We start from the raw sequence: 11649 nt of genomic DNA, 5'->3' as shown, positions 1-11649 counted from the left end.
CAGTTAAATTCATTGAACTTTTGTATTTTAATTACACAATTTTACAAAACTAACAACAATCTCGAATTAGACATATTTTGTTTCAAATCCTGCTTAAATCACTTCTATTTGTTTTTAGGGCCTCTCTTCATAGTGAAGGAACACCATTCTGAATGGTGCATCATTGCTTAGAGTAATATGACATGGACAATATGTTGCAAATAGAATCAAGTCGAATTGAACAGGATTTATTGGGGAAAAAACAAATTCCCCAGCACAGCTATTATGGTATTCATACCTTGCGTGCGATTGAGAATTTTCAGATCTCAGGTCTGGCAGTAGGTCAGCAAGCACACTTTATTCGTGCATTGGCGCAAGTTAAAAAAGCAGCAGCACAAACGAATTTACATTTTCAGAAAATATCAGAACAACAAAGTATTGCTATTCAACAAGCATGTGATGAATTGATTCATCAACCTCAGGACTGGCAGGAGGCATTTCCGCTTGATCCTTATCAGGGTGGAGCTGGTACTTCTATCAATATGAATGCGAATGAGGTTATTGCAAATCGGGCGCTAGAATTGCTCGGGCATCGTAAAGGCGATTACCATATCCTGCATCCAAATGATCATGTGAATACTTCACAATCAACCAATGATGTCTATCCCACGGCACTACGTCTAGCGACTTATACACGTCTGGATGAACTGCTTCATGTACAAAAATCGTTGATTGATACTTTATATAGCAAGGCATCAGAGTTTCAGTATGTGATCAAGATGGCGCGTACCCAGTTACAGGATGCGGTTCCAATGACCCTGGAACAGGAATTCCGTGCTTTCGCAACCTTATTAAAAGAAGACCTGAAGCTGATTGAGCAAATGCGTCAGTTATTGCTGGAAGTGAATCTGGGTGCAACCGCCATTGGAACCGGCGTGAATACTCCAGATGGTTATGCCAAACATGCAGTACAAACTTTAACGAAAATTACTGGCCTACCTTTAAAAGGCGCGGAAGATTATGTCGAAGCGACCAGCGATTGTGGCGTGTTTATTATTCTGTCCAGTAGTCTGAAACGTCTGGCTGTTAAGTTGTCCAAAATCTGTAATGACTTGCGTCTTTTAAGTTCTGGCCCGCGTACCGGTCTGGCGGAAATCCGTTTGCCAGAATTACAGGCGGGTTCTTCTATCATGCCAGCTAAGGTCAATCCGGTTATTCCAGAAGTAGTCAATCAGATTGCGTTTCGTGTGATTGGTAATGACCTGACTGTGACAATGGCAGCAGAAGCAGGGCAATTACAGCTTAATGTTATGGAGCCGGTCATTGCAGTATCCTTAAATGAATCCATCCAATTATTAACTCAAGGTATGCAGACCCTACAACAAAAATGTATTGCCGGGATTCAGGCCAATGAACAGAACTGTTTAAATGCAGTGATGCGCAGTATCGGGATTATCACCTTACTGGAACCACTTTTAGGTCATGCCACTTGTGATGAAATTGGCAAGCAATGTATTCGTGAAAATAAAACTGTACCCGAAGTGGTGCTGGAACTGGGTTTGTTAAGTGAAATTCAGCTGGATGAAATTTTTGCCTTTGAAAATCTGGTTTCAGAAGTCCCAATGATGAATCAATGGGAACAGGTATCCTGAAAGTTTAAGGATGAGTCCAATATAGACCTGTACTGATTTTAACCATTTGCCTCAAATCCCGTCTGTGGGTTTCGGGCATTTTCATCTAGACTATATCGATGACACAATGAATTGAGTGCATAGCATGTTTGATAAAATCAGTAACTTATTTAAATCAAATAAACCTGATCCGGCTCAGATTTTTCTGGAAGAGAATCATATCCAATATGTAGAAGGGATCGGCTATATTGTGGATGGGATTAATTTAAATCAGGAGCTGGGTGAGCGACTGGAATATTTGTCTAACCGACGGATGAAAACTTTTGATGATTTAAAAGCGCTATATTCAACTGCAATGATCATTAATGAAAAAATTGATCTGGAAATTGCCAATCAGCGTTTTAATGCAAAATTAGGAAATACTGAAGAAAACCTGCTGCAATTTAAAATGATTGTGAAAAAGTTAAATGACAATTATCGTAACTTTTTACGCGACAAAAAATAACGGAATCATAGGCTGATTTTATCCTGTGCAGTCAATCTGTAACGACTGCATAAAAATAACGAAATAGCACCAGATCATCGTGATAGTATAAGCTTCATGTTGTTTAGACTTTAAAGCTATATACATGTTCCAACAAGAAATTTCCCAACTTAATTTACCCAAGCTCAAGGCAGGCGAGAAACGCTGGTTAGGCAATCTGCAAGGCTCGTCTACTGCATTATTGCTGAAAGAAATTATCAAGCAGCAACAATCGCGTCTATTTGTTATTGTTGCGCGTAATAACCAGCATTTGGGTCAACTGGAAAGTGAACTGGAATTTTATGGGATTAAACCGACCATATTTCCAGATTGGGAAATTTTGCCTTATGACCGTCTGTCACCGCATCAGGATATCGTCTCCGAACGTCTGGCAATTTTATCTAATATGCCCCAAAGCGGCGTATTGTTGCTGGCAGCTTCTACATTGGCACAGCGTGTTGCACCTACTTCATGGGTGCTGGGTGAACACTTCGATATTCGAGTCGGGCAAAAGCTGGATCTGGAACAGCAAAAGAAAAAACTGATTCAGGCTGGTTATCATCTGGTCGACACCGTTTATGATCATGGTGAATTTGCAGTTCGCGGTAGCATTATCGATATATATGCTTCAGGTCAGGATGCACCAATCCGGATTGACCTGTTCGATGATGAAATTGAAACCCTGAAATTTTTTGATCCGGAAACGCAACGTACTACGCAAACTCTAGAACAATTTACCGTATTACCTGCACAAGAATTTCCACTGAAGGAGGGTCGTGCTACTTTCCGTGACCGTTATGCAGAATTTTTCCCCACAGCTAATCCAAAGAAAAATCCAATTTATCAGGATGTAATGGATGGCATTGCTTCACCGGGAATTGAGTTCTACCTGCCTTTATTCTTTAGTCATGAAGCGATGCAAGGGCAAAGTACCTTAATTTCATACTTACCAAAGAATGGCATTGTCATTACAGATAAGGCGTTGGAGCAGAGTTTAGAACAGTTCTGGCAGGACGTAACTCGCCGTTATGAAGATCGCCGTCATAATATTGATCAGCCGATTCTGCCGCCTGAAACACTGTTCTGTCCGACCAATCAGCTTTTAGAACAGCTAAATCAGTTTAGTCGCATCATTGCGGCACAAGAAGCTTTTGATGAGAAAGCCGGCGTGATTAATCTGGATACCCAGTTACCACCACGCTTGCCTGTTGATCCAAAACGTGAAAAGCCCTTTACCGAAGTCAAAAAATATATTGATGCGGCCGATCATCCGGTTTTACTGGTTGCTGAAAGTGCCGGTCGTCGTGAAACCTTAAAAGATGCGCTGCGCCCAAGTCTGGGCGATATTCCGACCGTAGAAAACTTTGATGCTTTTGTCGATTCTCTGCATGCGATTGCGATTACCAGTGCACCATTGGAACGTGGTCTTGTTCTGACAAATCGGATCAGTGTGATCTCGGAAAATCAGCTTTACGAACATCGTGTGGTCCAACGTCGTCGCAAGCGTCAGCAGGAAGTATCAGAAGAATTCCTGATCCGCAGTCTGACCGAGCTAAGCATTGGTGCACCAGTGGTACACATTGATTATGGTGTGGGACGTTATGCAGGCCTAATTACTTTAAGTATCGATGATCAGGATCATGAATTTCTGCAACTGGACTATGCTGAAGGCGCTAAAGTCTATGTCCCGGTGACTAACCTGCATCTGATCAGCCGCTATAGTGGTGGCGATCCAGATCTAGCACCTTTACATAAACTGGGTACAGATGCTTGGAATAAAGCCAAGCGTAAAGCTTTGGAACAGATTCATGATGTCGCAGCCGAGTTATTACATATTCAGGCACGTCGTTCATCTAAGCCGGGGATCAGTTTTGAGGTTGATCAAAGTCTGTATATGCAGTTTGCTAGCGGCTTTGCTTATGAAGAAACACCGGATCAGGCCAATGCGATTGAAGCCACACTATATGATATGCAACTTGCAAAACCAATGGACCGTCTGGTCTGTGGTGATGTCGGTTTTGGTAAAACTGAAGTCGCCATGCGGGCAGCCTTTGTCGCGGTACAAAATAATCGCCAGGTTGCGGTATTAGTACCCACTACTTTGCTGGCACAGCAGCATTATGAATCTTTCAAAGACCGTTTTGCGGATTGGCCAGTACGCATTGAAGTGCTTTCCCGTTTCGGTTCTTCTAAAGCTCATACCAAAACCATTGAAGACCTAGCAGATGGCAAAGTCGATATTGTCATCGGCACCCATAAGCTTTTACAGGAAAATGTCCAGTTCCATAATCTGGGGCTGATGATTGTTGATGAAGAACATCGTTTCGGGGTGCGTGATAAAGAACGTATTAAGGCCTTGCGTGCCGATGTGGATATGCTGACTCTTACCGCAACACCAATTCCACGTACCTTGAATATGGCCTTTAGCGGAATGCGTGATCTGTCGATTATCGCGACGCCACCAGCACGCCGTCTGGCTGTAAAAACTTTTGTGCAGGAACATACCAGCGACACCATTCGGGAGGCGATTCTGCGTGAATTACTGCGTGGTGGTCAGGTCTATTTCCTGCATAATGAAGTCGATACCATTGACCGTGCTGCAGAAAATATCCGGAATCTGGTGCCGGAAGCACGTGTCATTGTGGCCCATGGGCAAATGCGTGAGCGTGAACTGGAGCAGGTGATGCAGCAGTTCTATCACAAGGAATACAATGTTCTGGTGTGCTCGACCATTATTGAGACCGGGATTGATGTACCTAATGCCAATACTATTATTATTGAGCGGGCAGACAAGCTCGGTCTTGCACAGTTACACCAGTTGCGTGGCCGGGTTGGGCGTTCGCATCACCAGGCTTATGCCTATCTGTTAGTGCCATCCCTAAAAGCCTTGAAAGGTGATGCAGAAAAACGTCTGGAAGCGATTCAACGTGCCTCGACTTTGGGTGCAGGCTTTATGCTGGCCACCGAAGATCTGGAAATTCGCGGTGCAGGTGAACTTCTAGGTGAGCAGCAAAGTGGTTCGATGCAGGCGATCGGCTATAGCCTGTATATGGAAATGCTGGAAAAGGCGACTAAAGCGATTCAAAAAGGTAAAACGCCGAATTTTGATGCGCCACTGTCTTTAACTGCGGAAATCAACCTGCATATGCCAGCCCTGATTCCGGACGATTATCTGGGTGATGTACATCAGCGCTTGCTGTTCTATAAACGCATCAGTAATACTGATACTCAGGAAAAACTCGATAATATCCGTATGGAACTGATTGACCGTTTTGGCATTCCGCCGCAACCGGTGAAACAATTATTTGCTGTGCATCAGCTACGTCTTAAAGCCGAGCAATTGAGCATTACCAAAATTGACATTGGTGGGCAGGGTGGCCATATCGAATTTTCACCAGATACACCAGTTCAAGCCATGAGTATTATCCAGATGATGCAGAAACATCCGACATATTTCAGGATGGAAGGCGGCCAGCGATTGAAAGTGATGGTGATGCTGGAAGATTATCAAAAACGAATCCAGTTCATCAGCGATTTACTGGATAGCCTATTAAAAGAGCTAAATTAATATTTTTAGATTTCATGGAATATGAATATTCACACTATATTTCATTTTTATATATATAGTGTGAATATCAGCTTGTTTTCATATGAAATTATTTAAGCTAATAGTTTGCCGTTTTGTCCTTCACAATTCATACAAAATTGCCCTAAAGCGCCCGCTTACAATACTCAGCCGCAATTGTATATGGTAGTATTAGCCATCATTCTAATTTTGCATCATTTATAAAGATATGTTTAGTTTGCATCCACAACTTGCTCAAGATACGTTTTTTGTAGGCGACTTTCCTTTATCAACATGTCGTTTGATGAATGATATGCAATTTCCGTGGTTGATTCTGGTTCCGCGTGTACCAGGCATTACCGAATTATATGAATTGAGCCAAGCTGACCAAGAGCAGTTTTTACGTGAATCAAGCTGGTTATCTAGCCAGTTAGCGCGTGTATTCCGTGCCGACAAAATGAATGTCGCAGCTTTGGGCAATATGGTGCCACAACTGCATTTTCATCATGTGGTTCGTTATCAAAACGATGTGGCATGGCCTAAGCCGGTATGGGGCACTCCAGCAGTTCCTTATAGCAGTGAAGTATTGGCACATATGCGTCAAACCTTGATGCTGGCTTTACGCGGTCAAGGGGATATGCCATTTGACTGGCGTATGGACTAAGCGTTGACATACATTTTATGGTCCATTCAGGATTTTGGACTTTAAGAGAGTAATTGAGTGCAATTAGACGACTGGATTCATCAGGAACCAAAACAGTTTGAATATTTCCATCGGATGATGGGATATATCATGCTGTCTCTGGTTCTGATCGTCTATCACTACACGGAACCGGACACCAATTACCAGATTTTTGTTCCGTTATTTCTGGCACTGGTTTTGGTGATCACACCGAAATTATCCCGGTGGATGATTTATAAATATGACTATAATTTAAAACGTAATTTCTTCTTTGTTCTAGATGTGATTATCGTATCGGTTGTACTTGCAGCTGTGCATCTGGATCTGGTGTTGTCTCTACTGGCAGTAGTTACATTGCTGTATACCGCCATTAATAACAAGATTTCATTCATGATGGTGTCACTGGCTGGCCTGATTGGCACCATGATCTTTTATCTGTCTACCATTGGCATTTTTGGATTTACCAGCTATTTCAGTCCAACCAGTACCGAACTCACCGTACTAGGTTTCATCTGTCTGATTACTTATTTTGGTGTTGGAAATTTCTATCAAAGCGGTCGTATGCAATATATGACCCAGAAGAAAAACCATTATTTCGACCAGATGAACCGTTATATGGAATTCGCCAATCAGCTCAGCCGTTATGCGCCAGTGCAGTTATGGCAATCCATCATGAAAGGCGAATCTGAAGCTAAGATCGAATACAAACGTAAAAAACTCACGATTTTCTTTTCGGATATTCAGGGATTTACAGAGCTTTCTGAAACTCTGATTCCGGATGATTTGGCTTTCCTGTTGAATGACTATTTAAGCCATATGACTGAAATCGCCAAGAAATATGAAGCAACAGTCGATAAGTTCATGGGTGATGCCATCCTGATCTTCTTTGGCGATCCGCATTCAGATGGTGTAGAGCAGGATGCTAAAAACTGTCTGGAAATGGCAATTTCAATGCGTCAGCAAATGAAATTGTTACGCGAACGCTGGATTAAAATGGGTTATCCGCCATTACATATCCGTATGGGGATTTCAACCGGTTATTGCCACGTGGGGAACTATGGTGCCAATCACCGTATGGCCTATACTATTGTTGGTCGTGATGCCAATCTGGCTGCACGCTTACAAAGTGCTGCGGAAGTTGATGAAATCCTGATTTCTGAAGATACCCATAACCTGATCAAAAATGACTATCTATGTGCACCTAAAGAGCCAATTTTCCTGAAAGGGATTAAGGCGCCGGTTCGCACTTGGCAAGTGATGGAAAAATATGCCTTCCAGAAAGTTGAATATCAGCGCTGGTTTGATTATCAATATAAAGGTTTTCATTTACTGTTAAATCTGGATGAAGTGCAAAACTATGATTATCCAGAGTTATTGCATGTACTGGAGAAAATGATTAAACGCATTCAAACCCAGCAGCAACTGACCAACTCTCAAGGAATTGTGAAATTAAAACTTGAAGATGAAGTGATTGAACCTTTATCTGCTGAAGAAGCATTTCGAGCAGCTGAACAATCAAAAGTCATCTAATTTTTATGATTTAAATAAATGATAAAGACCATAAAAAAACCACGCCTAAGCGTGGTTTTTTGATTTCAGAATCTTAGTGATTTTCTGAAGCATGATTAATGGTATATTTTGGAATTTCAACTTCCAGATCTTCATCCACAATCTTCACTTGGCAAGACAGACGGGAATCAGGCTCTAAACCCCAAGCACGATCGAGCAGATCAGCTTCGACATCATTCATTTCTTCAAGGCTGTCGAAACCGCGACGAACAATTACGTGGCAAGTGGTACATGCACATGACATATCACACGCATGTTCAATCTTGATTCCGTTTTTCAGCATGCTTTCACATAGATTGGCATCTTGTTCAACTTCAAACTCAGCGCCTTCAGGGCAAATTTGCGCATGTGGAAGAACTTTAATACGTGGCATAGTCTTTACCTTAAATTAGTTTGAGTTTGACCAATCGTCGAGTTTAGTGCCTTTAAGGGCAGCATCAATATGTTGATTCATGCGCAGAGCAGCAAACGCATCACTATGTATTTTAAGCTGTTCTACTGCAGATTCAATGGCTTTGATATCTGTACCTTGTAGCTCGGACTCAAGTCGTGCTTGCGCAGCAGTCAGTTCTGCCAATTGCTGTTCATTCATCAATTGAGCATCTACTTTCAGTGCCTGAACCAGTGCTTCAAGTTCACGTTGTGCTTCCACCTTGGTTTCCTGCAGATGACGAAGGTTTTTGTCTTCTTCAGCAAACTGATAACCTTCTAACAGCAGACGTTCAGTATCTTCACTCGACAAGCCATAAGATGGTTTGATATCGATTTGTGCCGTCACACCTGAAGTCATTTCTTTGGCAGAAACGGTCAACAAGCCATCTGCATCCACTTGGAAAGTCACTTCAATGCGTGCCTGACCTGCGGTCATTGGCGGAATGCCATGCAGTACAAAACGGCCCAAGCTACGACAATGTTCTACTAGATCACGTTCACCTTGAACTACGTGAATCAGCATAGCGGTTTGGCCATCCTGATAGGTCGTAAATTCCTGGCGGCGTGCGACTGGAATCGCGGTATTGCGTGAAATCAGACGCTCAACCAGACCGCCCATGGTTTCCAGACCAAGAGAAAGTGGAGTCACATCTAATAATAATGATCCATCTTTGCTGTTGCCAATGAGCTGATTCGCTGTAATTGAAGCACCAATCGCAACCACTTCATCCGGGTTAATGGTGCATAGAGGCTCTTGGTTAAACACATCACGTACTGCTTTTTGCACGGCGTACGAGCGGGTAGAACCACCTACAAGCACCACATTCTGAATATCATCAAGTTCCAGCTTGGCATCACGCATGACACGCTTACAAACGCTGATGGTTTTATCCAAAGCAACCTTGATGATTTCTTCAAAAGTCGGGCGATCTAAAGTCAGGCTTTGATCAAGCAGCTTTAATTCAACTGAGTCTGTATCAGATAATGCTTCTTTAGCTTTACGCGCAGCAGTAATGAAATGCGCATATTCAGCATCATCTAGGGTTTCGATATTAAGCTGTTTTTTAGCCCATTTTAAAATCAGACGATCCAGATCGTCACCACCTAGAGCAGTATGGCCCCCAGTCGCCAATACTTCGAACACACCTTGAGAGAAACGCAGAATGGATACGTCAAAGGTACCGCCGCCCAAGTCATAGATCACATAGTTGCGATCTGTGCTCAAGTTAGTTTCCTGATCCAGTCCATAAGCTACCGCAGCAGCCGTTGGTTCATTCAATAAACGCAGAACGTTTAAACCGGCCAGTTGCGCAGCATCACGTGTTGCCTGGCGTTGTGCTTCATCGAAATACGCAGGAACCGTAATCACGGCACCATTAATCTCATTTTTTAAGCTGGCTTCAGCACGTTCTTTAAGCTGCTTTAAAATTTCCGCAGAAATCTCAACTGGCGTTTTACGTCCTTGCGCAGTTTCAAATGCCGGCATTTCATTCGCTTCGCCCACCAAGGCATAAGGATGCTGGAATTTAATATCTGCTTGGGAGCGACCCATAAAACGTTTTACGGATACAATCGTATTTTTAGGATCGGTGGTAATAAAAGGTTTGGCATCATTGCCATATTCAGTGCTTTGTGCTGCATAATGAACGATAGAAGGAAGTAACACACGACCTTGTTCATCTTTGAGTACTTTGGCTTGACCTGAAAGAACCGTGGCAACCAAAGAGTGGGTGGTGCCTAAATCGATACCAATCGCAATGCGGTGTTCATGTGGTGCACTTGATTGACCTGGTTCTGCAATCTGCAAGAGAGCCATAGTGTTACATCCTTTGCACGTTAAAATTAAATAGAAAAATTAAAATTCATCATCAAGATCAAAGCTGTCATCATCTAGGAAACGGTCTTCCGCTTTGTCGATGTCTGCCATGACTTTAACAAAGAAACGCAGTTTACGCACGGTATCGCGAGCTTCACTCCAGTCTTCATCTTCATAGTCGATTTTGAACTCACGAACCAGACCATCAATCCATTGCTGAACTTCAACTTTCAGAGAAGAAAGATCTTCAGCCGATGAAGCTTCATCTAATTGTTCGCGAATTTCCAGCGCATCCTGAAGAAATTCAAAATCGCTAATAGACTGATCCAGATGATAGTCCTGTTTTTTTAAAGACAGTAAATAAGCTGCACGGCTATCAACCGCTGACAAAGCCTTGAATGCCTGATTGATCTCGCTTGATTTAATCAAAGCCTGATCTTTATCTTCAGCTTTATCGGGGTGATATTGTTGCTGCAACTTTAAAAACTCTGCTTTTAAAGTGGCTAAATCAATATCGAGTGCTACAGGAAGATTGAACAACTCAAAATGATTCATGGGAGATAGAGTCCGCGATTAATATGCAAAAATGATTAAGCTTGATGACAATTAAAATAACTGCCTAAATGCAATTAAAACAGTGTATTTCACACTGTTTTAATGCTGAAAAAAGAGAATTATTGCTGCAATCAGACAGTGAATGACTCACCACAACCACATTCGCCTTTTTTATTTGGATTGTTAAATTCGAAGCCTTCGTTCAAGCCGTTTTTTACGTAGTCCATTTCTAGACCTTCGAGATACACCAGACTTTTTGGATCTACGAAAACTTTAACACCAAACTGTTCAAAGACCTGGTCATGAGTATCGACTTCGTCGACAAACTCAAGAACATAAGCAAGACCAGAACAGCCTGAAGTTTTCACACCAACACGAATGCCTTCACCCTTACCGCGACTTTTGAGGTAATTGCTGATATGAGTTGCTGCATTTTCAGTTAAGTGGATCATGAAAACTCCGTGAATCTTTCTTCAAAAAACGAATGATTAAGCTTTAGACTTCTTGTTGCGGTAGTCTTCAACAGCCGCTTTAATTGCATCTTCAGCCAGTACAGAGCAGTGTACTTTTACTGGTGGAAGAGCCAATTCATTTGCGATATCAATGTTTTTGATCGCTTGTGCTTGGTCTAAGGTTTTACCTTTTAACCATTCAGTCACTAATGAACTTGATGCAATTGCAGAACCGCAACCATAAGTTTTAAAACGTGCTTCTTCAATCACGCCTTCATCATTTACTTGGATCTGTAAACGCATTACGTCACCACAAGCAGGTGCACCGACCATACCAGTACCAACGTTTTCTGCATTTTTGTCTAAAACACCAACGTTACGTGGGTTTTCGTAATGATCAATTACTTTTTCGCTATAAGCCATGTTGCTTCTCCAAAACTCGGGG

10 protein-coding genes are annotated in these 11649 nt (G+C 42.3%); 5 read left to right on the top strand and 5 right to left on the bottom strand.

Annotation, left to right across the window (positions count from 1 at the left end; all coding sequences use genetic code 11):
- Window positions 1-182 precede the first annotated feature (182 nt).
- The 5 genes from aspA (at window position 183) to B3Q46_RS06895 (ending at window position 7910) form a co-directional block, all read left to right on the top strand.
- Window positions 183-1631, top strand: coding sequence for an aspartate ammonia-lyase (gene aspA / locus B3Q46_RS06915; protein WP_286714030.1), 1449 nt, complete (start codon window positions 183-185; stop codon window positions 1629-1631).
- A 124-nt stretch (window positions 1632-1755) separates the two neighbouring features.
- Window positions 1756-2115 carry a hypothetical protein gene (locus B3Q46_RS06910; RefSeq protein WP_104426174.1) on the top strand — a complete coding sequence of 120 codons (360 nt, stop codon included), beginning with the start codon at window positions 1756-1758 and terminating at the stop codon, window positions 2113-2115.
- Between the two features lie 124 nt (window positions 2116-2239).
- On the top strand, window positions 2240-5701 hold the full coding sequence (mfd, locus tag B3Q46_RS06905) for a transcription-repair coupling factor (protein WP_104426173.1): 3462 nt from the start codon (window positions 2240-2242) through the stop codon (window positions 5699-5701).
- 226 nt (window positions 5702-5927) lie between these two features.
- Complete coding sequence (locus tag B3Q46_RS06900; protein WP_004786072.1) at window positions 5928-6362, top strand: HIT domain-containing protein; 435 nt, start codon at window positions 5928-5930, stop codon at window positions 6360-6362.
- 57 nt (window positions 6363-6419) lie between these two features.
- A complete protein-coding gene (locus B3Q46_RS06895; RefSeq protein ID WP_104426172.1) occupies window positions 6420-7910 on the top strand; it encodes an adenylate/guanylate cyclase domain-containing protein in 1491 nt (496 codons plus the stop codon).
- A 73-nt stretch (window positions 7911-7983) separates the two neighbouring features.
- Here B3Q46_RS06895 and fdx read toward each other — a convergent pair whose 3' ends face one another.
- From fdx to iscU, 5 genes are all read right to left on the bottom strand, one after another.
- On the bottom strand, window positions 7984-8322 hold the full coding sequence (gene fdx / locus B3Q46_RS06890) for an ISC system 2Fe-2S type ferredoxin (protein WP_034702567.1): 339 nt from the start codon (window positions 8320-8322) through the stop codon (window positions 7984-7986).
- 15 nt (window positions 8323-8337) lie between these two features.
- On the bottom strand, window positions 8338-10197 hold the full coding sequence (gene hscA, locus B3Q46_RS06885; protein WP_104426171.1) for a Fe-S protein assembly chaperone HscA: 1860 nt from the start codon (window positions 10195-10197) through the stop codon (window positions 8338-8340).
- A gap of 39 nt (window positions 10198-10236) precedes the next feature.
- Complete coding sequence (gene hscB, locus B3Q46_RS06880) at window positions 10237-10752, bottom strand: Fe-S protein assembly co-chaperone HscB (RefSeq protein ID WP_104426170.1); 516 nt, start codon at window positions 10750-10752, stop codon at window positions 10237-10239.
- Between the two features lie 131 nt (window positions 10753-10883).
- Complete coding sequence (gene iscA, locus B3Q46_RS06875; protein ID WP_004786063.1) at window positions 10884-11204, bottom strand: iron-sulfur cluster assembly protein IscA; 321 nt, start codon at window positions 11202-11204, stop codon at window positions 10884-10886.
- A gap of 36 nt (window positions 11205-11240) precedes the next feature.
- Window positions 11241-11627: a Fe-S cluster assembly scaffold IscU gene (gene iscU, locus B3Q46_RS06870; protein WP_004786061.1), complete on the bottom strand. Its 387-nt coding sequence runs from the start codon at window positions 11625-11627 to the stop codon at window positions 11241-11243.
- Window positions 11628-11649 lie beyond the last annotated feature (22 nt).

The sequence above is a fragment of the Acinetobacter sp. UBA2581 genome (genome assembly GCF_002339435.1).
GTDB lineage: Bacteria > Pseudomonadota > Gammaproteobacteria > Pseudomonadales > Moraxellaceae > Acinetobacter > Acinetobacter variabilis.
This window is presented reverse-complemented; position numbering and strand designations above follow the sequence as displayed.

Bases quoted from the DNA above. Each gene is read 5' to 3' on its own strand.
- aspA (WP_286714030.1), top strand. From the start codon at position 183: ATGGACAATATGTTGCAAATAGAATCAAGTCGAATTGAACAGGATTTA.
- hscB (WP_104426170.1), bottom strand. From the start codon at position 10,752: ATGAATCATTTTGAGTTGTTCAATCTTCCTGTAGCACTCGATATTGAT.
- B3Q46_RS06900 (WP_004786072.1), top strand. From the start codon at position 5,928: ATGTTTAGTTTGCATCCACAACTTGCTCAAGATACGTTTTTTGTAGGC.
- fdx (WP_034702567.1), bottom strand. From the start codon at position 8,322: ATGCCACGTATTAAAGTTCTTCCACATGCGCAAATTTGCCCTGAAGGC.
- B3Q46_RS06910 (WP_104426174.1), top strand. From the start codon at position 1,756: ATGTTTGATAAAATCAGTAACTTATTTAAATCAAATAAACCTGATCCG.
- iscU (WP_004786061.1), bottom strand. From the start codon at position 11,627: ATGGCTTATAGCGAAAAAGTAATTGATCATTACGAAAACCCACGTAAC.
- hscA (WP_104426171.1), bottom strand. From the start codon at position 10,197: ATGGCTCTCTTGCAGATTGCAGAACCAGGTCAATCAAGTGCACCACAT.
- mfd (WP_104426173.1), top strand. From the start codon at position 2,240: ATGTTCCAACAAGAAATTTCCCAACTTAATTTACCCAAGCTCAAGGCA.
- iscA (WP_004786063.1), bottom strand. From the start codon at position 11,204: ATGATCCACTTAACTGAAAATGCAGCAACTCATATCAGCAATTACCTC.